Origin of the sequence: Acinetobacter sp. ACNIH2, assembly GCF_002934965.1 — a bacterium.
GTDB lineage: Bacteria > Pseudomonadota > Gammaproteobacteria > Pseudomonadales > Moraxellaceae > Acinetobacter > Acinetobacter tandoii.
In genome coordinates this window covers 494,757-515,552 of sequence record NZ_CP026412.1, presented here as the reverse complement: position 1 = coordinate 515,552, position 20,796 = coordinate 494,757, and the positions used below count along the sequence as shown (strand labels likewise).

Annotated in this window: 21 protein-coding genes, 6 tRNA genes, 1 other RNA gene and 1 riboswitch; of the genes, 12 read left to right on the top strand and 16 right to left on the bottom strand. The window is 41.4% G+C overall.

What is annotated here, in order from left to right:
• Positions 1–197: 197 nt before the first annotated feature.
• Positions 198–683, top strand: coding sequence for a DUF1289 domain-containing protein (locus tag C3F34_RS02430; RefSeq protein WP_104441013.1), 486 nt, complete (start codon positions 198–200; stop codon positions 681–683).
• Between the two features lie 44 nt (positions 684–727).
• Positions 728–1,339: a LysE family translocator gene (locus C3F34_RS02425; RefSeq protein ID WP_044741221.1), complete on the top strand. Its 612-nt coding sequence runs from the start codon at positions 728–730 to the stop codon at positions 1,337–1,339.
• 57 nt (positions 1,340–1,396) lie between these two features.
• On the opposite strand, the gene ribB is transcribed toward C3F34_RS02425, so the two are convergent.
• From ribB to C3F34_RS02365, 12 genes are all read right to left on the bottom strand, one after another.
• Complete coding sequence (gene ribB, locus C3F34_RS02420) at positions 1,397–2,056, bottom strand: 3,4-dihydroxy-2-butanone-4-phosphate synthase (protein WP_016165795.1); 660 nt, start codon at positions 2,054–2,056, stop codon at positions 1,397–1,399.
• A 111-nt stretch (positions 2,057–2,167) separates the two neighbouring features.
• Positions 2,168–2,323: riboswitch (FMN riboswitch) on the bottom strand.
• Positions 2,324–2,503: 180 nt separating this feature from the next.
• Complete coding sequence (panD, locus tag C3F34_RS02415; protein WP_016165796.1) at positions 2,504–2,884, bottom strand: aspartate 1-decarboxylase; 381 nt, start codon at positions 2,882–2,884, stop codon at positions 2,504–2,506.
• A gap of 145 nt (positions 2,885–3,029) precedes the next feature.
• The gene (pth, locus tag C3F34_RS02410) at positions 3,030–3,611 is read right to left on the bottom strand and encodes an aminoacyl-tRNA hydrolase (RefSeq protein ID WP_016165797.1); all 582 of its coding nucleotides are present in this window, start codon (positions 3,609–3,611) and stop codon (positions 3,030–3,032) included.
• 19 nt (positions 3,612–3,630) lie between these two features.
• On the bottom strand, positions 3,631–3,927 hold the full coding sequence (gene rplY / locus C3F34_RS02405) for a 50S ribosomal protein L25 (RefSeq protein WP_016165798.1): 297 nt from the start codon (positions 3,925–3,927) through the stop codon (positions 3,631–3,633).
• A 100-nt stretch (positions 3,928–4,027) separates the two neighbouring features.
• Positions 4,028–4,981, bottom strand: a complete 954-nt coding sequence (locus tag C3F34_RS02400) for a ribose-phosphate pyrophosphokinase (RefSeq protein WP_016165799.1) — start codon at positions 4,979–4,981, stop codon at positions 4,028–4,030.
• Positions 4,982–5,017: 36 nt separating this feature from the next.
• Positions 5,018–5,092 (bottom strand) — tRNA-Gln (locus C3F34_RS02395).
• Positions 5,093–5,184: 92 nt separating this feature from the next.
• Positions 5,185–5,259, bottom strand: a tRNA-Gln gene (locus C3F34_RS02390).
• An 18-nt stretch (positions 5,260–5,277) separates the two neighbouring features.
• Positions 5,278–5,352, bottom strand: a tRNA-Gln gene (locus C3F34_RS02385).
• Between the two features lie 24 nt (positions 5,353–5,376).
• Positions 5,377–5,451 (bottom strand) — tRNA-Gln (locus C3F34_RS02380).
• A complete protein-coding gene (ispE, locus tag C3F34_RS02375) occupies positions 5,450–6,280 on the bottom strand; it encodes a 4-(cytidine 5'-diphospho)-2-C-methyl-D-erythritol kinase (protein WP_104441012.1) in 831 nt (276 codons plus the stop codon). The genes C3F34_RS02380 and ispE overlap by 2 nt, the downstream gene beginning before the upstream one ends.
• A gap of 12 nt (positions 6,281–6,292) precedes the next feature.
• Positions 6,293–6,874, bottom strand: coding sequence for a lipoprotein insertase outer membrane protein LolB (lolB, locus tag C3F34_RS02370; RefSeq protein WP_104441011.1), 582 nt, complete (start codon positions 6,872–6,874; stop codon positions 6,293–6,295).
• Positions 6,875–6,883: 9 nt separating this feature from the next.
• Entirely contained in the window at positions 6,884–8,596 is a 1,713-nt protein-coding gene (locus C3F34_RS02365; RefSeq protein ID WP_213064794.1) for a tetratricopeptide repeat protein, read from the bottom strand.
• Between the two features lie 79 nt (positions 8,597–8,675).
• Here C3F34_RS02365 and hemA point away from each other — a divergent pair, with 79 nt between their 5' ends.
• Complete coding sequence (gene hemA, locus C3F34_RS02360) at positions 8,676–9,959, top strand: glutamyl-tRNA reductase (RefSeq protein WP_104441009.1); 1,284 nt, start codon at positions 8,676–8,678, stop codon at positions 9,957–9,959.
• Between the two features lie 16 nt (positions 9,960–9,975).
• Here hemA and C3F34_RS02355 read toward each other — a convergent pair whose 3' ends face one another.
• Both C3F34_RS02355 and C3F34_RS02350 read right to left on the bottom strand, forming a co-directional pair.
• Positions 9,976–11,859 (bottom strand): DNA primase, encoded by a 1,884-nt coding sequence (locus C3F34_RS02355; RefSeq protein WP_104441008.1) that lies wholly within the window; start codon positions 11,857–11,859, stop codon positions 9,976–9,978.
• Positions 11,860–12,044: 185 nt separating this feature from the next.
• Positions 12,045–13,034 (bottom strand): outer membrane protein assembly factor BamD, encoded by a 990-nt coding sequence (locus tag C3F34_RS02350; protein ID WP_104441007.1) that lies wholly within the window; start codon positions 13,032–13,034, stop codon positions 12,045–12,047.
• A 71-nt stretch (positions 13,035–13,105) separates the two neighbouring features.
• Here C3F34_RS02350 and rluD point away from each other — a divergent pair, with 71 nt between their 5' ends.
• From rluD to C3F34_RS02335, 3 genes are all read left to right on the top strand, one after another.
• Complete coding sequence (gene rluD, locus C3F34_RS02345; RefSeq protein ID WP_104441006.1) at positions 13,106–14,158, top strand: 23S rRNA pseudouridine(1911/1915/1917) synthase RluD; 1,053 nt, start codon at positions 13,106–13,108, stop codon at positions 14,156–14,158.
• 81 nt (positions 14,159–14,239) lie between these two features.
• The gene (gene pgeF / locus C3F34_RS02340; protein WP_104441005.1) at positions 14,240–14,980 is read left to right on the top strand and encodes a peptidoglycan editing factor PgeF; all 741 of its coding nucleotides are present in this window, start codon (positions 14,240–14,242) and stop codon (positions 14,978–14,980) included.
• A gap of 107 nt (positions 14,981–15,087) precedes the next feature.
• On the top strand, positions 15,088–15,654 hold the full coding sequence (locus tag C3F34_RS02335) for a flavodoxin family protein (protein WP_044741216.1): 567 nt from the start codon (positions 15,088–15,090) through the stop codon (positions 15,652–15,654).
• A gap of 41 nt (positions 15,655–15,695) precedes the next feature.
• Here C3F34_RS02335 and smpB read toward each other — a convergent pair whose 3' ends face one another.
• Positions 15,696–16,172, bottom strand: a complete 477-nt coding sequence (gene smpB / locus C3F34_RS02330; RefSeq protein WP_016165809.1) for an SsrA-binding protein SmpB — start codon at positions 16,170–16,172, stop codon at positions 15,696–15,698.
• Positions 16,173–16,424: 252 nt separating this feature from the next.
• Between smpB and coaD the strand changes: the two genes are divergently transcribed.
• The 5 genes from coaD to C3F34_RS02305 all read left to right on the top strand — a co-directional run bounded on the left by coaD (position 16,425) and on the right by C3F34_RS02305 (position 18,275).
• The gene (coaD, locus tag C3F34_RS02325) at positions 16,425–16,916 is read left to right on the top strand and encodes a pantetheine-phosphate adenylyltransferase (RefSeq protein ID WP_016165810.1); all 492 of its coding nucleotides are present in this window, start codon (positions 16,425–16,427) and stop codon (positions 16,914–16,916) included.
• Between the two features lies 1 nt (position 16,917).
• On the top strand, positions 16,918–17,181 hold the full coding sequence (locus tag C3F34_RS02320; protein WP_016165811.1) for a YfhL family 4Fe-4S dicluster ferredoxin: 264 nt from the start codon (positions 16,918–16,920) through the stop codon (positions 17,179–17,181).
• 26 nt (positions 17,182–17,207) lie between these two features.
• Positions 17,208–17,585, top strand: an RNA gene (gene rnpB / locus C3F34_RS02315) — RNase P RNA component class A.
• 73 nt (positions 17,586–17,658) lie between these two features.
• Positions 17,659–17,735: transfer RNA gene (locus tag C3F34_RS02310), tRNA-Met, on the top strand.
• A gap of 463 nt (positions 17,736–18,198) precedes the next feature.
• Positions 18,199–18,275, top strand: a tRNA-Met gene (locus C3F34_RS02305).
• A 118-nt stretch (positions 18,276–18,393) separates the two neighbouring features.
• Here the strand turns inward: C3F34_RS02305 and C3F34_RS02300 are convergent.
• Positions 18,394–20,019 (bottom strand): NAD+ synthase, encoded by a 1,626-nt coding sequence (locus C3F34_RS02300; RefSeq protein ID WP_044740225.1) that lies wholly within the window; start codon positions 20,017–20,019, stop codon positions 18,394–18,396.
• Positions 20,020–20,258: 239 nt separating this feature from the next.
• On the opposite strand from C3F34_RS02300, the gene C3F34_RS02295 reads away from it, so the two are divergent.
• Positions 20,259–20,744, top strand: coding sequence for a type IV secretion protein Rhs (locus C3F34_RS02295; protein ID WP_104441004.1), 486 nt, complete (start codon positions 20,259–20,261; stop codon positions 20,742–20,744).
• Positions 20,745–20,796 lie beyond the last annotated feature (52 nt).

Here is a 20,796-nt window from a genome sequence, read left to right as displayed (position 1 = left end):
CTCCAAATATAAACGAAGGATAAAATTTAAGGCGCGTATTTTAGCGCGATTTGTGAGAATAAGCGAGAAAACCCATTAAGAATTATGGTTTTTTAATACGCTTAGAAAAGGTATTATGCTTGAGCGGTTTTTAATAGATGTTAAAAACTTTGAATATCATTTTTACGATAGTATCTTGCTGATTTTAGGAGTTTATTTTGAGTAATGATCGTCGGATCGCTTCACTCACGCCATGTGCAGGGCGTTGTTCTACGGTCTTTGGCGATGCAGTTTGTCGGGGATGTCGTCGTTTTAATCATGAAGTGATTAAGTGGAATACATATTCAGCAGCGCAGCAAAATGCAGTTTGGGTTCGATTAGATGCCCAACTCGATCAGATTTTAGTTCCTATGTTGCCTTTGGCAGATTTACGCCACGTGGAAGGCTTTGTTTTGTCCAAACGTGTACGTTTACGACCAGAAGCTTCAAAAGGACGTAAGTTATATCACGCCTTGAAAATTTGTGAAAAAAACAAAAATTTCACTCCAGAAAGTGGTTTAGGTATTGCTGAACAGCAAGTGAAAGGCTTGTGGCAAGAATTTGAACGTCGTGTATTGGCATTGGCAACAGCAAGTTATGATCTGGCATTTTTACGTGCTGATGGAATTAGTCATAGCTTATTACGTGGTGACGAAGAAGATTAAAACGCGCACTTTATTTTAATGTGTATAAAAGAAAGTAATGACTTGTGAATTATATTGAATACTTTTTATATTGTTTTGCCGTTGTGATTATGATCGCTACACCTGGTCCAGTCATGCTATTGGTCGCCAGTGCAGGTTTAAAAGGGGGCTACCGTAGGGCTTTACAGACCATTTTTGGTACTAATTTGGCTTCTCTGGTGCTGATTGCTGCTTCGATTGCGATTCTAAAAGGTTTTCTCACGATTAGTGAGCAATGGTTTAATGTCGTTAAGGTTTTAGGCTGCCTGTATATTGTTTATTTGGGTGTCCAGATTTTAAGAGAAGTTTGGCAGGGCGACGTTGGCACAGAGAGTGCTTCGGGCAATGTTGCAAATGGTGGATTTAAGCAGGGTTTCCTTGTGGCCATTTCAAATCCTAAAGATATTATTTTCTTTGCTTCTTTCTTCCCTCAATTTGTACAGATTACGCCAAATTTGAATTTGAGTCTGGGTATTCTGACCGTGAGTTGGATTGCACTTGATTTTGCGACACTCTCTTGTGTGTATTTAATGTTTAATCGCTTTTCACGCTCTAAGATGTATCAGCATTTGTTGGCTTGTTGCGGTGTAATTTTAATAGTTGTTGCGCTTTATGGTATTTATGCCACATTGTTTTGAACACGATTTTGAATCAGCAGGCAAAAAGTCCCAGCATGAAGACTGGGACTCGGCAATTTATACGTGATGAGCTAAGCGATATTGCACTAGTTCTTCAATAGTAATAACAGTAAGCTGGTGTGTTTCTGCATACGCCAAAACTTGAATACCAGAAGCCATACTACCATCTGGATTGGTCAATTCACATAAAACACCAGAAGGTTTAAGTCCTGCCAAACGGGCAAGGTCAATTGTACCTTCAGTATGCCCACGACGGCTAAGTACACCTCCATCACGCGCGCGTAATGGGAACACATGACCTGGACGGTTTAAATCGCTGGCAACTGCACCTGTACGGGTAGCCGCTTGAATAGTGGTTACACGGTCTTGCGCTGAAACCCCAGTTGTTACCCCTTGAGCAGCCTCAATAGTCACGGTAAAGGCCGTTTTAAATTGGCTAGAGTTATCACTCACCATAGGTGGTAGTTCTAAATGGTCTGCGAGTTCGTTGCTGATGCAAAGACAAACAATACCAGAACCATCACGAATCATTCGTGCCATGGTTTCAACGGTTAATGTTTCTGTTGCAATGATTAAATCAGCTTCATTTTCACGATCAAAATCATCCATTACCAAAACAGGTTTACCTTGGCGAATATCAGCTAAAGCTTGCTGGATACGTTGTTCAGCTGGAGGAAGGGCTGAAAAGAAAATTTGGGGTTGAATTAAACTAGACATTGAAACGCTCGCGTAAGTTGAAAATACGGTTGAACATTTCAGGACATGTGAAAATAGGCTCGTAGCAAAACCATCTTACTGTTCTTTAGGCAATAAGAAGGGTGTTGATGACGTCGTCTTCTTTCATCCGGACTATACCGTCGGCTTTGGCATTGAACCAAATCTGCATGCAGTTTTAAGGCTACATGCTCGTGGGCTAAATCAGTACCTTAAATATTGTGCTGAAATTACCACCGGTGGGGAATTACACCCCGCCCTGAAGCGATGTGGCTCTATTATAGTCCGGTTTATATAAAATGTGATATTTCATCTAACCTTAGCGTCATCATTATTTCTGAGAAGGTTTGCAGTGAAACTGCTAAGACAATTAATTGAAGGAAGGGGGAGAGAACTTGGTAATTTTACAGCAATAAAAAAGCCCGCATTATGCGAGCTTTTTTCTATATCTTAAGCCACTTGTACAGGAATACAGTTTGCAGTGTGGTTGACTGTGTTGTCTGGGTTAGCATAGACCAAACGTGGTTTGTGTGCATTGGCTTCAGCTTCGGTAAAGGCGCCGAAAGTTGCAATGATCACAAGATCACCAACATCCGCTTGGTGAGCAGCACCACCATTCACAGAAATAATGCCTGAATTGTCTTCACCACGAATCGCATAAGTCGCGAAACGTTTACCATTAGTTACGTTCCAAACATGGATTTCTTCGTATTCGCGAATACCCGCCAAATCCATTAACACACCATCAATTGCACATGAACCTTCGTAATGAAGTTCAGCATGGGTAACTACAGCGCGGTGAATTTTGCATTTAAGTAAACGAGATAGCATGGTGAGCGTCTCCTGAGTGGACCTAAGACCGTTATCTTTTGTTTGAATTAATCTGCTTCTTACTGGTTCAGTAATGGGCAAAAAACGCATTTTGCTCTGAAATGAACAGCATGGCAAGAAAGATTGTTCAACAATTCAAATAAATTCAGTTGGGTTTATAAGCATTGATTTGATTCATTGCTTGTTGGATATCACCATTCACGAGTAACTTGAGCCGTGATAGTGCATGGTCGATGGCGTCATCCATTAAACCTTGTTCACTGCTTGGCGCTTTGCTAAGCACATGTCCAGAGACACGTTCTTTAGAACCAGGATGACCAATACCAATACGCAAACGGTGAAAATTTGGACCAAGATGTGGAACAATGTCACGCAGTCCATTATGACCACCATGACCACCGCCCGTTTTAAGGCGAATAACACCAGGGTTCATATCAAGTTCATCATGGGCAATTAACATTGCTTCAGGCGCAACTTGATAAAATTTGCAGAAGGGAACAACACTTTTGCCTGAGAGGTTCATAAAGGTTGTAGGTAAAAGCAGACGAACGTCTTGACCTTCGATATTACCACGACCACTTATTCCAAAGAATTTAGGGTCGGCTTTTAATGTAATGCCATATTTTTCTGCAATGCGTTCTACAAACCAGAAGCCTGCATTATGGCGGGTTTGGGCATATTCCTTTCCAGGATTACCCAAACCAACAATTAGCGATATATTAGCCACTAATTTACACCATTAACACTTATGCGCGTTTGAAGTCAGCGTGCATAGGTGTGTTTTTAGCTGGGTGACGTTGTAACGCTTGGATTTTAACGTTTTCAACTTTGTCGCCAACTTTGATTTCAACAACTTCTTCAAAGAACGCATTGTTTTCTAAAGCTTTAACAAGCTCACGAAGTTCTAAAGTAACAGCTACAGGTTCAGCGTTACCACCGTAGATGATAGCTGGAACTTGCGCAGCATGACGAAGGCGGCGGCTCGCACCTTTCCCTTGGTTAGCTGCTTCACGTGCTTGTGCATTGAATACGAAGTTTGCCATGATAGACATCCTTAATTTAAGTTTAAATAAACTAGATCTGCGACCGATCTAGTGAGACAAAGCCCTGCACTGGGCAGGGCTTTGGAATTTCAGCGCTGTATTATAGATAACTATCGAACATTGCGCTAATAGATTCTTCGTTGTTAATACGACGAATTGTTTCAGCAACCATGCTGGCAACTGAAACTTGGCGAATCTTACCAAGCTGTTGTGCTTCTTCAGAAAGCGGAATTGTATCTGTAACAACGAGTTCATCGATGACAGAGTTTTTCAAATTCTCAATAGCTTTGCCTGAAAGTACAGGGTGAGTAGCATAGGCAACAACACGACGAGCACCAAATGTTTTAAGCGCATCAGCAGCTTTACATAAAGTGCCTGCTGTATCTACCATGTCATCAACGATGACACAGTCACGACCTTTTACATCACCAATCAAATGCATCACTTGTGATTCATTCGCTTTTTGACGACGTTTATCGATAATCGCAAGATCAATATCGCCCATTTGTTTTGCAACAGCACGAGCACGAACTACACCACCAACGTCTGGAGAAACAACCATAAGGTTGTCATGAGACTGTTGGCGTAAGTCTGCAAGTAATGCAGGAGTACCGTAAATGTTGTCTACAGGGATATCGAAGAAACCTTGGATTTGGTCTGCATGCAAGTCGATCATTACAACACGGTCAATCCCTACAGTGGTCAGCATATCTGCGACAACTTTTGCAGTGATTGGAACACGCGATGAACGAGGACGACGGTCTTGACGTGCATAACCGAAGTAAGGAATGACAGCCGTTATACGACCAGCACTTGCACGACGTAAGGCATCTGCCATCACTAAGATTTCCATGAGGTTATCATTAGTTGGTGCACAAGTAGGTTGTACGATAAATACGTCTTTACCACGAACATTTTCAGTGATTTCAACAGCAATCTCACCATCAGAGAAGGTAGAAACTGAAGCAGCACCTAAAGGAATGTGCAAATGGCTTACGACTTTTTGAGCGAATTGTGGATGAGCAGTTCCACTAAAAACGACAAGATTGGGCATGAAGCACCCTTGGCGGTTGGTGTGTTTGAAATTAGATGGCAGGGGCGGCTGGATTCGAACCAACGGATGGCGAGATCAAAACCCGCTGCCTTACCACTTGGCGACGCCCCTAATGCGGCAGAACTTTAATATTTTTGCGTGTTCATGTCAAGGTAAATTAACAAGAAGATGCAAAGTGCTGTTCTGTCTTTTAAACTTGAAATTGGCAGGGGCGGCTGGATTCGAACCAACGGATGGCGAGATCAAAACCCGCTGCCTTACCACTTGGCGACGCCCCTAAATTTGATGTGTGTATATGGCAGGGGCGGCTGGATTCGAACCAACGGATGGCGAGATCAAAACCCGCTGCCTTACCACTTGGCGACGCCCCTAATACATACATCTACAGGTGAAATTGGCAGGGGCGGCTGGATTCGAACCAACGGATGGCGAGATCAAAACCCGCTGCCTTACCACTTGGCGACGCCCCTATTGAACTTCAAAATGACGTAATGGAGATTCATTTAAACTATTCACCAAGTAAGATTTACAAGGTGCATGTTTAAGAATTTCATTGACATGCATTTCAGCAGTTACTTCAGTAAAAACACAAGCACCTGTACCTGTAAGTTTTGCAACACCGAACTGATCTAAATATTGCATCGCTTCATTGACTTCAGGATATAGACTTCTTGCCAAAGGTTCAAAGTTATTTCCAAAGTCAGATGGCTTTATCTGATAGGCGCAAAATTTAGATGGCTTCGAGTTTCTTGTCAACGTTTTTTGTGAAAAAAGCAGTTGAGTGCTGATAAAACAATCAGGTTTTAGCACTATGTACTGTTTTTGATCTAAGTTGATGAATGTTAAGTGTTCACCAATGCCTTCTGCCCATGCATTTTGCCCATGTACAAAAATAGGAACATCTGCACCAAGTTTCACACCCAACTCTGCCAATTGTTCAGTGTTTAATCCACATTGCCAGAGTTGGTTCACAACAATGAGGGTCGTCGCAGCATTAGATGATCCGCCACCGAGTCCTGCACCCATCGGAATATTTTTCTCAATGTTTATTTTTAAGCCAGTGATATGCTTTGCTAAAGGCTTTAACATTTGTGTGGCTTTGTAAATTAAATTCTGTTCTAGATCGACGGTATTTAAGCCTTCGATCTGAATGTCATTTTGTTGAGTAGGTTCAAATTCCAACCAATCGCATAAGTCTATAAGCTGAAAAATAGTTTGCAGCTCGTGATATCCATTTTCACGACGTCCAGTGATGTGTAAAAACAGATTGAGTTTTGCAGGAGAAGGTACGCGAATCATAGCTAGCCAGAATTAACGGTTTTGGATAAGCATTGTAATACGATTTTCTTTACCAGATTCAAGTTCTTGTTTCAGAACCAATTTATTTGGTAGTTGAGCAGTATCGTTATAACTAAGATCGACTTTCCAGCCATCTTCAATAATTTGTTGCGGACGATTCGCTGCATCTTTACTAATTTGTGCTTGCAGTGTTGCTGGTCGAGCCTGTACCCAATCAATTAAATGAGTAATAGGCGCTTGCCAACCTGTTGCCTGTTCTAGCAATTCTTCTGGCGTAGCGGCTTGAATTAAACCTGTTTTAGTACTATTGAGGCTTACAGCACCGGGTTTTCCAGTAATTTGAGTTTTACCGACACCAAGAATACCACTGAGTTCGATATCAAATTCTTGCTGTTGTTGCTGCCATGTAAAAAAGGCGCTACCCGATTGTTGTGGGGTACGAACACCTATTTTACCTTGTAAATTAAAATGATTCTGTTCAGCAGCATTTGGGCCTTCAGCAGGAATTTGCGGTTTGGTAAATTGCTGACAACCTGTTAGAAATAAAACACTGCTGGCAAATACGGTCAGACCGACTTTTGAAAATACACGCATCAAAATTAATTAGCTCTTTTTCATTTGTTGAGGTAACAGTAACGAACTCAGTTGTTCCAATTGAGGATCATTTGGATGTTTTTGTTTTAATTGTTGTAACACAGTACTAAATTCGGTAATTTTTCCTTGCATATATAGTGCCTTAGCGTATCGAACACCTATTGAAATGCTATTGCTTAGGGTGTAAGCCCGTCCAAGCACTTGTGCCGAAGTCTCAAAGTCATTCTGTAAATAGGTGATATAGCCTAATGTATCTAAAATAGATGCCTGATCTGGGGTGTATTCTAGTGCGAGTTCAACATAATGCCGTGCATCGTCTAAACGTCGATTTTGTAAAGCAAGTGTATAGGCGTAGGCATTTAAATAGGTTGGGCTATTCGGTTCAATTTCCAATAAGCGATTGAGGAGTTGTTCTAACTTAACACGGTCTTGAAATGGATCGAGTAATAATACTTCTGCATAAATCAAGTCAGGATCGTCTGGCAGATTTTTGATGGCTTCATCTAATAAACGACGGGCCGCCTTACTATTGTTCATGCGTTTTAAAATATCGGCTTGCGCCTGATAGAGGAAACTGGCATGTTGCGGATAATTCACTCGTTCTTGAGTTAAAAAGCGCAAGGCATCTTGTAGCTTGTTTTGCTGTGCAAAAATATTAATCATACTGCGTCTAGACACAGGATAGAGGTTACCATCGACCAAGCGGTAGTAAGCTTTGGCTGTTTCAAAGTGCTGCTTGCGTTCAGCATTGACAGCCAAATAGTAGTAGGCATCATTTTGATATTGAGCTGAATATCTTAGTTCGACCAAAAATTTTTCTGCATCTTCATATTGTTTTAAGTCAATACTGGTCAGACCTGCTAAAAAGAGAGCCTCTTCTTGCTTGGGCCATTTTTTTAAGATGCTTTCGAGCTTTTTAAGCGCAGTCTCGGACTGATTTAATTTAATTAAGTATTTGGCTTCTGCAAGTCGAACTTCTAAATTGTCACGATGTTTACGGCTAGATTTATCATACCATTTCAAGGTTTCTTGCTCATCACCCAATACAGTCAGCAAGTTGGCTTTCATGAGAATAAAGCCTGTGACTTTCGGGCGCTTGCGTAAAGCACGGTTAATGGTAATTAATGCATGATCAAATTGACCATTTTGCGCTTCTAAACCAGCGATCAGTACCAAAATGGATGGATTGTCCTTTTCTTTACTTGTGGACAAGGTCTTGAGCAGGACTTCACGGTCAGTTTGTGATTCAGGTGAAATACCCGCCAAAATTTGCTCTAAATCCGCATTCGGATCAATCATTAATATTTTATCGAGCGTTTCTGCTGCCAGCTCGTATTCATGTGCTTTTAAGGCGATATGCGATAAATAAAATAGTGCAGGCACATCTTCGGGTTCTTGTACCACCCAGTGTGTCGCAATATCGAGAGCTGCTTTTAAGTCATCTTGTTCCAAAGCAATATTGAGTGCGCGTTGTTTCACTAGAGTAGAATTGCTACGAATGGCCAGAACAGTGTAGTTATGCAGAGCCGTTGGAATATCGTGATAAGCCAAAGCAAATTCGGCAATCATGCTTTGTTTTATGGCATTATTATTTGAATTTGCATGATAAACAACCTCTGATGCTCTTACATGAGTACCAGAAGCCATGCTACCAAGCAGTAAGAATGTGGTAGAATACTGTTTTACCGTCGTGCCGTTTATACGGCTGTTTGTTTGACGCAATTTTTTCTTGATCCAAGTAATGCTTTTTATGACACCGATGTTGCACAATAGCATAAATTTAGTGAATTGATGATTTGATATGTCTTTCTTTGCATTGGGGGTCAACCATCAAACCGCGTCAGTAGCGTTGCGTGAGCAAATCGCATTTAATGCTGAAAAGCTTAGTGTATTGCTTGCTCAGCAAAGTCACAACACTGAATTAAATGATTTGGTGGTCGTGTCGACGTGTAACCGCACTGAGGTTTATGCCATATCTGAAAATGCAGATATGGTACTCAATTGGCTCGCCCAAGCAAATGATCTAGATGTAAAGCAACTGGTCAATCATGTTTACCGTTATGAAGATGCGCAAGCAGTGACGCATTTAATGCGCGTAGCTAGTGGGCTAGATTCTTTGATGCTCGGTGAACCGCAAATTTTAGGGCAGGTGAAATCTGCACTGTCTTTAGCCAAAGATGCGCATACAGTTTCAGGTAATTTAAATCGAATTTTCGAATATGCTTTTTATGCGGCAAAACGCGTTCGTTCAGAAACTGCGGTGGGAAGTCATGCTGTTTCAATGGGGTATGCCGTTGCGCAGCTAGCCTTACAAGTTTTTAGCCAACCTGAAAAAATGACCGTGCTGATTGTGGCGGCAGGTGAAATGAATAGCTTGGTTGCAAAACATTTGGCGGAAATGGGGGTTGGCAAAGTACTGATTTGTAACCGCACCCGTGAACGTGCCGAATTGTTAGCTCAAGAAATTGCCCATCAGGTCGAAGTCGAAATTCTTGAGTTTGCCGATTTAGCTGAGAATCTACATCGTGCGGATGTGATTTCAAGCTGTACTGGAAGCTTGCATCAGGTTATTTCTTATCAAGATGTAAAGCGTGCCTTGAAGAAGCGCCGTTATCAGCAAATGCTTTTGGTTGATCTTGCTGTACCGCGTGATATAGAGCCTAAAGTCGAATCTTTGGATGGGGTCTATCTTTATGGAGTTGATGATTTACAGTCCGTGATTGATGAAAATCTTGCGCAGCGCCGTCAGGCAGCAGTTGAAGCGGAAGTGATGGTGAATCAATTAGCCATTGAGCTAATTACCCATGAACGAGTCAATGAAGCGGGCGAAACTATTCATCAATATCGTCAACATGGGCATGAATTACAACAAGAAGAATTACAATTAGCGTTAGCGCGCTTACAAAAAGGCGAAAATGCCGCGCAAATTATGCAAGATTTTGCTCATCGTCTAACGCAGAAATTGCTACATCCAACCTCTATTGTGTTGCGTGATGCAGCCAAAGCAGAAGATCCTGCTTATTTTGAACAATTACAGCAAAGTTTAGCCAACGTTGCAGCACATCGACGTAAAGCAAAAAAATAAATATGGTTTGATAGACTTAAGATAATAGACGCAGCCCAATTTTCTTGGTTAGTTCGTTCAATTGTTGACGTAAATTACGTGACTCAAGCAATGAATTCGGGTCTTTTAATTTCTGCCGTAAATATTTTTCTTGTAATCCCAACGCGTATTCGGTTGCCAGTTTATCCGCCATTTCTGGTGCATGGGTGAGCACTTCAATATTGGTACGTCGCATAATATCAGCAATTTCTAAACTGAAAGTACTACAAGCACCCAATACATAATAGGTTGCTAGCTCTTGGTCATCAGGCAAGTTATCAAAAATTCGATTGAGAATGTTGAGGATATGCGAGAGTAATTCATGGCTTGGAACAAAGGCTCGTAAAGTTTCAAAATGAATATATAAAAACGGATGGTGCATCAAAATCGCAATCGCAAAATCTTCATCTTTGGTCCGAATATTAAATGATAAAGAAGCATCATTACTGAGTTGAGGTGTCCAACGCTTACCAAACCCCAATTTTTCTTTAAAGGATTGGTTTAAAAGATAACGAAAAGAACCCGTTTTCGGCAATAGTTCAGTCAATTGACGCAGTTCAGCCATCACAAGACTTTTACCTTCGGGGCTGCTGATATCTTGATTTTGGGTTAAATGTGCAAATACAAAATCGGATAGTAATGGGGCTTGCTGTAATAAGCGTTGGAAATTTTCTAAGCCTTCTCGACGAATTAGCGAGTCTGGATCATGATCATTAGGCAGTACAAAAAACTTCAGTTCGCGACCATCATTTAATAAAGGCAAGGCAATTTCTAAGGTACGTCGTGCCGCTTTTTGACCTGCGGCATCACCATCAAAGGCAATGGTGATCCGATTATTCTGTTTGAATAGAATATTTAAGTGCTCTGTATTACTTGCAGTTCCCAATGTTGCAACTGCGCCACAAATGCCATTTTGTTGTAGCGCGATGACATCCATGTAGCCTTCAACCATCAGCCAGTCTTGGGCTTTTTGCTTACGACCTTCATAAAGTCCATACAGTAACTGGTTCTTATGGAAAACTTCGGAATCTGGCGAGTTAATATATTTCGGTTTAATTTCATCATTCAAGGCACGACCACCAAAGCCGACCACACGACCTTTGGCATCGCGAATTGGGAAAATCACCCGATCACGTAGCAAGTCGAAATCTCGTCCTTTGTCACTGGTACGGATTAAGCCCAATAATTTTAAACCTTGAACGTCTTGCGGAAAGGCCTTTTCCAGATGTTGCCAATCTTCTGGCGCATAGCCTAAACGCCAGAATTGAATGGTTTCTAAGCCTAAGCCACGGTGTCTAAAGTATTGTTGTGCGCTTTGACTCTGTGGTAACTGTCGTTCGTAAAACTGCGCTACATTTTCGAGCAAGTCGTATAGATTACCCTCTTGTGCTGGGGCTTCATTGAATGTTTGGAATGCTTCAAACTGGGCAAAAGGATCATCGACATTACGAAATTCTTCAAAAGGATCGTGATCAATTTGCAGCTCAGTTGTAGGGGGCGATTGAACAGGGATAATAGGTGTTGTTTTTGGTGGCTCTGTAACCGTTTTCGCTTCGCGTTTATAAGACAGACGTTTGGAGTCTTGATTGTCTTTGGGTAATTCAATACCTGTTTGACTGGACAGGTCTTTCATTACATCGACAAAGTTACGATTGTCGATGTCCATTAAAAAGCGAATAGCATTACCATTGGCCTGACAGCCAAAGCAGTGATAATACTGTTTATCACGATAGACATGGAAAGAGGGCGACTTTTCCTGATGAAACGGGCAGCAACCTGAGTATGTGCGTCCCGTTTTCTTAAGTTTCACGCGTTGACCAATTAAATCGACAATATCAGTTCGATCGAGAATTTGATCTATCGTGTGCTGAGGAATGGCCATAGTCGTTATCGTGATATATGCAGCAAAATGAAAATGCAAAGCCAGATTTGCTTGAACCTAACTTTTGCAAAAGAAAACTATTTATTTGTATATGGTTTGATCAGTCCGATCAAGTGATACACAAAATATAAAAGGGCAAGTATGATAACTTGCCCTTGATCAAATTGCACGATGTGTTGTGGTTTTTATTCAGCAGAAGTGCTCGATGCGGGTGTTTCTGTCGAAGTTGCAGGACGATCAAGCAAACCAAACGTCATACGGTTAGTCAAGCTGCGTTGCTCAGCAGGTGCCGCAGTTTTTGGTGTTTCAACAGTGCTTTGTTCTTCACGACCAAAGACGCCTAAAGTTGCACGGTTGAGCCAACTGCCTTCTTTACGTGCAGCACGTAAATTTACGCTGCCATCAGATTTCACCAGATTTGGATAGTTCAATTTTAGAACGTCGATATACTGTTGTGCTGTGGCTTTGTCCCCCAATTGTTCATAACCATAGGCAACTGTTGCCAATGCTTCTGGAATTTGAGGGGTTTGAGGGTAATGTTCAATCACCCATTGCGAACGCTCTACAGCAGCGAGCCATGCTTTACGCTTAATATTAAAGCGCGCTACGTTCATTTCACTTTCAGCCAACTCATTGCCAATATATTTCATACGTTGTGCTGCATCTACTGCATATGTGCTTGATGGATAGCGACGAATGAAATCGACAAAGTTTTGGTAAGCCAGTTTTAAATAACTGGTATCACGATGTGACTGTTTTAATGATGTATAGCGCATTAAACCATCATAGTTTTGTTCCATATTCGCTACACCGCGAACATAATAAGCATAATCTACATTTGGATGCTGCGGGTTTAAGCGAATAAAACGCTCTGCAAGGCTAATCGTGCCTTCATAATCTTTTTGCTGGAATTTCGTGTACAACAACTCAAGCTGGGCTTGCTGTGCATAATCACCCGTTGGGTAGTAAGTATCAATCGCTTCTAGGTACTTGGCTGCATCAGTATATTGACCATTATCTAGCGCTTTCTCAGCTTTTTGTATATACACTTGCTCACTTAATTGTGGGCCTGTATCCACCACTTCTTTTTTTGGATTACTGCTACAGCCCACCATTGCAGATGCAATGCCTAAAGAAAGAGCGAGCATTGTAATTTTATAACGTGGTAGCGACATAAAAATTCCTCTGTTAATACGGGCAATGAGCTACAATTGCGCTATTAAACCACTTTTGTTTGAATGATCAAATGACCCAAGCACAATCTACTAATACAAATTTTGCAGAAACTGATTTCAATTTACTTGAAGATACAGACGAAGCAGATAACCATACTTCTGATGCAACTGCAACACGTTTATCGTTGCAATTTCAATTGGATGAAAGCTATATCGGTCAACGTATTGATCAGGTTGCAGCGAATGTTTGGAGCGATTTTTCACGCGAAAAACTTAAGCAGTGGCTGAAGGATGGGCATTTGTTGGTAAATGGTAACATTGTTAAGCCAAAGTACAAATGTGAAGGATTTGAGCAACTGACTCTAGATGTTGAGCTAGAAGCACAAACCACCAGTCAGCCTGAAAACATTCCACTCAATATTGTTTATGAAGATGATGACATCATTGTGATTAACAAACCTGTTGGAATGGTGGTGCATCCTGGCGCTGGAAATAGCACAGGGACTTTGGTGAATGCCTTACTTTATCATTATCCAAAGTCGGCTGAACTGTCACGAGCAGGTTTGGTGCACCGTATTGATAAAGACACAAGTGGCCTATTGGTTGTAGCGAAAAACCTAGAAGCTCAGTTCGCATTAAGCAAGCAACTGGCAGATAAGTCAGTCTATCGTGTTTATGATTTAATCGTATATGGCAACATGATTGCTGGCGGCACCATTGATGAGCCAATTAAACGTCATCCTGTTGATCGCGTTAAAATGACCGTTCTACCAGGTGGGAAAGATGCTGTAACGCACTACAATGTAAAAGAACGTTTTCAGCACTTTACTCGTGTACAAGCTCGCTTAGAGACTGGACGCACGCACCAAATTCGTGTGCATTTTGCATATATTGGTTATGGTTTGGTTGGCGATCCAGTCTATATGCCACGTGTACGTGTTCCAGCAGGGGCATCTGAATTATTGAATGATACTTTACGTGGTTTTAGACGTCAGGCATTACATGCGGTGCAATTGGGTTTAGTTCACCCGCGTACGGGTAAAGACATGATGTTTGAAGCGCCGTGGTCAGAAGATTTTGCAGCATTAGTCGATGTATTGCGTAGTGAAAATGCTGCTTATTAACAGCCGTTGAAAATGTAATCTTTGCGAAGTTCCTGATAGGGAATAACGCAAAGATGATTTAAGTTAAAGAAGGGATTTAACATGCAATTTGTTCAAGGCTTTCCAGAAGGTGTTTTTGTCGGACAAACGCGTGTGCAACATGAGCATACTCTCGCATCGGATAAACTAGAACTAGATGGTTTCAATTTGGCTTTACATGTTCAGGATAATGCCCATCGAGTGCAGCAACATCGTATGCAGCTACTCGAAGAGTTCTCTGCTTTTGGCGTGAAAAAAATAACTTGGATGACGCAGACTCATAGCACGATTTGTCACACTGTGAATGAACATATCTGTTTCGAAGCGCTAGAAGGCGATGGTTTAGTGACCCAACAGAAGCAGCATGCCTTAATGATGATGACTGCGGATTGTCTACCTATTGTCCTTGGGGATGCCGATGCGGTTGAGGTGGCCAACCTACATGCAGGTTGGCGTGGACTGGCGAATGGTATTGTGGAAAACACCATTGCAGCGATGCAACATCCTCCCGCTTGGGCATGGTTAGGGGCGGCCATTAGTCAACCTTGCTTTGAAGTAGGGGCTGAAGTAAAACAAATCTTCTGTGGCAAATATCCTGCATTGGCCTCAGCCTTTGAACCATCGAAAGAACAGGGAAAATACTTTGCTGATTTATATGCCATTGCACGTTATATTTTGCAGCAACATGGTATCACCAAGATTTTAGGCGGTGACCAGTGTACTTATAGACAAACTGAAGAATATTATTCTTATCGTCGTAATGCTAAAACTGGAAGAATGGCAACTTTTGTTTTTTTAAAATAAGCATGACCGTGTGATTGGTGCAACGATTTTTACATTGTGCTATGCACTCGCCTCAGGCGAACGAAAAGTGTTAAACTTGACTTAATTATTTGGTTTTAAAAGTTTCCATGTCTGTCACTGATCTCGTTTCTTCTGCTCCTGTACATGTATGTGTGGTTTATCATAGTCCTTATGGTCATACGGCCAAGGTAGCCCAATATATTGCGCAAGGTGCAGAACAGGCAGGTGCAGATGTGCATTTGATTTCTGTGGCAGCAGTCCAGTGGGAGCTTTTAGATCAAGCCGATATTATTATTATGGGCTGCCCAACATATATGGGAAGCCTGACTTCTGCACTGAAACAGTTTATGGAAGATTCCTCTAAGCGTTGGTTAGCCCGTGCTTGGCAAGGTAAGTTGGCCGCAGGATTTACCAACGGTGGTGGCTTAAGTGGCGATAAGTTGGCTGTTCTGCAACAGATCAACTTATTTGCTATGCAACACGGCATGTTATGGGCAGGTTTACCGTTTATGCCAACTGGCCGTAGTCAACAAGATATTAACCGTATGTCGAGCTTTTTAGGATTAATGACCCAGTCTGATAATGCCAGTGTGGAAGTGACGCCACCAGAAGGCGATTTGGAAACAGCGCGCAAGTTCGGTAAATATTTGGTCGAGCTAAAAGCAGATTATTGATAGTCCAAAAAATAAAAAACCTCCCAATCGGAGGTTTTTTATTATTTGTGGAACAGGCGGGCTTTGTCACGCTGCCAGTCACGATCTTTTTCAGTCGCACGTTTATCGTGTAATTGTTTACCTTTTACCAAAGCAATCTCAAGCTTGACTAGAGGGCCTTTCCAATAGCAGGCTAAAGGTACACAAGAGAATCCTTTTTGATTCACAGCACCAAGTAACTTGGCAATTTCATTGCGATTTAACAATAATTTACGCGTGCGAGTAGCTTCAGGCACTACATGTGTAGAAGCTGACAACAAAGGTTGAATCTGTGCACCAAATAAATAGGCTTCCCCATTTTTAAACAGGATATAACTTTCCGTGAGGGTCATACGCCCAGCACGCAATGATTTAACTTCCCAGCCTTGTAGAGACAGTCCCGCTTCAAATTTTTCTTCAATAAAATAATCATGACGGGCACGCTTATTTTGGGCAATCGTACCGCCATTATGTTTTTTAACTACAGTTGCTTTCGCCATAATCAGTTACTTCCAAAGTTATGACTATTGTGCCCCAACATGAACCTACTGACAATTCTTAAATAAGATCGGAAAGATTTAATCTAAATCAAATACGCAACAAAATTGGCATACCCTTATTTTTCTTAAGGGAATTTGCTGAGTCGTTTTGGCACAAATAGTGAAGATTTTTCAAATTTATGCAGTTTCTTCACCAAAAAAACAAGATTTTGTTAAAATACATTCCAATAAAATAAATCAGAGTACAAATGGATGTCTAAAACTCGCGTAATCTATCCAGGAACATTTGATCCAATTACCAATGGGCATGTCGACCTTGTGACGCGTGCATCAAAAATGTTTGATGAGGTTGTGGTTGCAATCGCGATTGGGCATCATAAGAATCCATTGTTCAAGTTAGAAGAGCGCGTAGCATTAGCGCAGGCTTCTCTGAGTCATTTGCCTAATGTAGAGTTTGTAGGATTTGATGGTTTATTGGTAAACTTTTTCCGAGAACAGAATGCCACTGCCGTTTTACGCGGTTTACGTGCAGTTTCGGACTTTGAATATGAGTTTCAATTGGCAAATATGAACCGTCAACTCGATTCACGCTTTGAAGCTGTGTTTCTTACACCGTCTGAACAATATTCATTTATTTCTTCCACGTTAATTCGTGAAATTGCTCGTCTGAAAGGCGATGTCACCAAATTCGTTCCTGAAGCGGTGGTCAAAGCTTTTGAGCAAAAGCATCAACAAGGTTGGTAGAGTGTCTTTATATATAACTGATGAATGCATCAATTGTGATGTTTGTGAACCTGTTTGTCCTAATGAAGCAATTTTTATGGGCGAATTGATTTACGAAATTAACCCAGATTTATGTACCGAATGTGTGGGACATCACGATCAACCGCAGTGTCAGCTTTTTTGTCCTGTAGATTGTATTCCACTTGATCCAAACCATGCGGAGACGCAAGAACAGTTGTTGGATAAGTATCAACGTTTAATTGCTCAAAAAAGCACAAGCAATTAGTTTTTAAATTTGGTAAGATGCGCCTCGAAGTGAGCCAGACGATCGCTGCTGTGGAGGTCTCCGTGACTAAAGCAGGGGAGGAAAGTCCGGGCTTCAACGGGCAAGGTGCCAGGTAACGCCTGGGCGGCGTGAGCCGACGGAAAGTGCAGCAGAGAGTAGACCGCCTTCATTATGGTTTCAAGCAATTGAGATCGGAGGTAAGGGTGAAAGGGTGCGGTAAGAGCGCACCGCATGACTGGTAACAGTTCATGGCATGGTAAACCCCACCAGAAGCAAGACCAAATAGGGATCCTTTAGGCATGGCCCATGCTGGATCCGGGTAGGTCGCTGGAGCGTATGAGTGATTGTACGCCTAGAGGAATGATCGTTCACGACAGAACCCGGCTTATCGGCTCACTTCACCAAATTTTGATCAATTAAGCGTATTAGGTACTTGACGTACTGTAAATAAAACAACATAATGCGCGCACAGTTTACGGCTATGTAGCTCAGTTGGTTAGAGCACCGCACTCATAATGCGGGGGTCACAAGTTCAAGTCTCGTCATAGCCACCATTTTATAAATCACGTTCCTATAACGTGATTTTTTTTGTCTAAAATTTAGTATGACGCTATTTACTGCACGGTTATTTATCGTAATGACTTGCTAAGCAGTATGGTCGAACTATAAGAAATAACGCGAAAAAGTTCTTGGATAATTTTCATTAAGATGAGTGTTGTCTAGTCCTAACTAAATCCAAAAAATAAATTGATATAAGAAGTGATTTGGAGTTTATTTTTTGAGTGCCGAAATTGAGTAGGATAGAACAACAAATTAGAATTTTGATCGAAAACAAATAGAGACTGGAAAATATGCAGTCTATGATTTTTGGCATTTTTAATAGATAACATGATGAAAAATATACAGTTATGGGGTATTTTTGTCTTGAGAAAGATTGGTTGTATAAACTCTGAGCATTTGGGCGTAAAAAGGCTTGACGCATAGACATGAAATTTAGATAATGCGCACACAGTTTACGGCTATGTAGCTCAGTTGGTTAGAGCACCGCACTCATAATGCGGGGGTCACAAGTTCAAGTCTCGTCATAGCCACCATTTTTATAGACCAAGCTCTCAGCTTGGTCTCTTTTTTTGTGCGTGAAAAAGATAAGAAAATATATAACGTATAAAAAGGCCCAAACAAAAGTTTGGGCTTCCATGTTGCTATTCGCGATTATACGCCAGCTTTCCAACCATTGATGATTGGGTAACGACGTTCACGGCTAAAGGCACGCGAGCTAATGCGCGGTCCAATAGAGCCTTGGCGACGTTTATATTCATTAAAGTCGACGAGGCGAATTACTTTTTTCACCACCTCTGCATCAAAGCCTTTGGCAATAATGTCATCTTGACTCATGTCTTCTTCGATGTAGGCATATAGAATCGCATCGAGGACGTCATAAGCAGGTAATGAGTCTTGGTCAGTTTGGTCTGGACGGAGTTCTGCTGAAGGCGGACGAGTAATCACGCGTTCTGGAATTACAGGAGTTTCAGAGATACTGTTACGGTATTTCGCCAATTCAAACACAATGGTCTTATACACATCTTTCAGAACAGCAAAGCCACCGACCATGTCGCCATATAGCGTGCAGTAGCCAACAGAAAGTTCTGATTTATTGCCTGTTGAAAGAACCAGATTACCAAATTTATTGGATAAGCCCATCAACAGCGTACCGCGTGTACGAGCTTGTAGATTTTCTTCTGTGGCATCAGCAGGGGCATTACCAAAGAATGGATAAAGTGTCTGCATGAAGCTGTTTACGATTGGATTAATTTCCGCGATACCAAAAGTAATCCCCATATTCTTCGCTTGTGCCGCTGCATCTTCTACACTGATTTGCGAAGTATAAGTATAAGGCATCATTACGGCTTGCACTTTGTCAGCACCAATTGCATCTACAGCAATTGCAAGGGTTAATGCTGAGTCAATTCCACCAGAAAGACCCAGAATCACACCTGGGAAGCCTGAGCGTTGAACGTAGTCACGCGTTGACATCACCAAGGCTTGATAAATCTCGGCCATAGTGTCAAGAGTTGGAGTGCTTTCGGCCACTTGGTAGCTTTGTTGTTCAGCAAGATAGTCTGAATAGAACAGGGCTTGCTGAAAGCTCGGTGCTTGTAGAGCAACTGCGCCGTCTTTATTGATGACAAAGCTGGTGCCGTCAAAAATTAAATCGTCCTGACCGCCGACTTGGTTAGCATAAACCAAATGAATATTTAATTGTTTTGCAAGTTCTTGCATGGTGTTGATACGGTGCTGAGGCTTACCTACTTCATATGGCGAAGCATTGAGTACAAGCACAGTTTCAACATTTAATTGAGCTAATTGCTGTACGGTATTCAGTGACCAGATATCTTCACAAATCAGTACGCCAAATTTATGCCCGAGGTATTCAAATACTAAATGCTGATGCCCTTCGTTAAAATAACGTTTTTCATCAAAAACACCATAGTTTGGCAAGTTTTGCTTATTATAAATCCCTAGGATCTTACCGTCTTTCATGACAGCGGCAGAGTTATAGCGTTGACCATCTTCGGTTTGATTAACGAAACCAAAGACCATGACAATATCTTTTACTTGGCTAAGCTGTTCAAACGCTTGTTGTGTGCGTTTAGATAGGCTTGGGCGCAATAGTAAGTCTTCGGCAGGGTAGCCAATAGTTGATAATTCAGGGAAGATAATTAAATCTGATTTTTGCGCTTTGGCTTCGTTTGCCAATTGTTGCATTTTTTCAGCATTTGCTTCGATATTACCAATATGCGGAGAGAATTGTGCTATGGCAATTTTAAAACTTTTCATTCCAACTTAATCCTAAAGCTATAGGGATGTGTACACATATGGCTGAGTTTTTTATCGTTATCGGTTCAGTACTGTGTAATCAACGACAAAACAATGAATAAATAATTTGCGTTGATACTATATACGAATTGAGACAAATGTAGTGTATAAATCCAAAAAAAATTCTTATTTGCATTTAGAAAAATTATTCATAATTGTACCTGAGCCGTTATTGATATTTCACTGAAAAGGTTAAAGATATGTCACGATATTTATCAGCATTGATACAGAATATTCGAAGCTTTGGCATTTTGTCGCGACGACCTTTGACCGAAGGTGAAAAATCATTGGTACGCTGGATTTTCGCGGACGCGATTCAGTTGGATCAAGTACAAATTATTGCACATAAGGCAGTTCTCAAAAATCATGCCATCAGTCCAAATGGGCATATCTATTTTCATGTACAAAATTACTGTCATGACTTTTCAAAATGTTCGGTTGCTTTACAGTCATGGTTTATTCATGAAATGACACATGTTTGGCAGTATCAACAAGGCATTGCGGTGGTTCGTAAGGCATTGTTTGATCGTCGTTACCACTATGTAATCCAGCAAGGAAAACTATTTTTAAGTTATGGAATCGAGCAGCAGGCACAAATAGTGCAAGATTATTTTATAAAAAAAACACAAGGCCAGAATTGCGATGCTTATGAACAATGCATTCCTTTTTTGGCACCCAAAGCATGATTTTGTCCCATGCAGATAATTTTGTCGGAAAACTGTCGGACAAGCATGAGGA

Coding starts and splice junctions, on each gene's coding strand:
- ribB (WP_016165795.1), bottom strand. CDS start 2,056: ATGTCTAGTTTAATTCAACCCCAAATTTTCTTTTCAGCCCTTCCTCCA.
- panD (WP_016165796.1), bottom strand. CDS start 2,884: ATGCTATCTCGTTTACTTAAATGCAAAATTCACCGCGCTGTAGTTACC.
- rplY (WP_016165798.1), bottom strand. CDS start 3,927: ATGGCAAACTTCGTATTCAATGCACAAGCACGTGAAGCAGCTAACCAA.
- C3F34_RS02400 (WP_016165799.1), bottom strand. CDS start 4,981: ATGCCCAATCTTGTCGTTTTTAGTGGAACTGCTCATCCACAATTCGCT.
- ispE (WP_104441012.1), bottom strand. CDS start 6,280: ATGATTCGCGTACCTTCTCCTGCAAAACTCAATCTGTTTTTACACATC.
- lolB (WP_104441011.1), bottom strand. CDS start 6,874: ATGCGTGTATTTTCAAAAGTCGGTCTGACCGTATTTGCCAGCAGTGTT.
- hemA (WP_104441009.1), top strand. CDS start 8,676: ATGTCTTTCTTTGCATTGGGGGTCAACCATCAAACCGCGTCAGTAGCG.
- C3F34_RS02355 (WP_104441008.1), bottom strand. CDS start 11,859: ATGGCCATTCCTCAGCACACGATAGATCAAATTCTCGATCGAACTGAT.
- C3F34_RS02350 (WP_104441007.1), bottom strand. CDS start 13,034: ATGTCGCTACCACGTTATAAAATTACAATGCTCGCTCTTTCTTTAGGC.
- rluD (WP_104441006.1), top strand. CDS start 13,106: ATGACCCAAGCACAATCTACTAATACAAATTTTGCAGAAACTGATTTC.
- pgeF (WP_104441005.1), top strand. CDS start 14,240: ATGCAATTTGTTCAAGGCTTTCCAGAAGGTGTTTTTGTCGGACAAACG.
- C3F34_RS02335 (WP_044741216.1), top strand. CDS start 15,088: ATGTCTGTCACTGATCTCGTTTCTTCTGCTCCTGTACATGTATGTGTG.
- smpB (WP_016165809.1), bottom strand. CDS start 16,172: ATGGCGAAAGCAACTGTAGTTAAAAAACATAATGGCGGTACGATTGCC.
- coaD (WP_016165810.1), top strand. CDS start 16,425: ATGTCTAAAACTCGCGTAATCTATCCAGGAACATTTGATCCAATTACC.
- C3F34_RS02300 (WP_044740225.1), bottom strand. CDS start 20,019: ATGAAAAGTTTTAAAATTGCCATAGCACAATTCTCTCCGCATATTGGT.
- C3F34_RS02295 (WP_104441004.1), top strand. CDS start 20,259: ATGTCACGATATTTATCAGCATTGATACAGAATATTCGAAGCTTTGGC.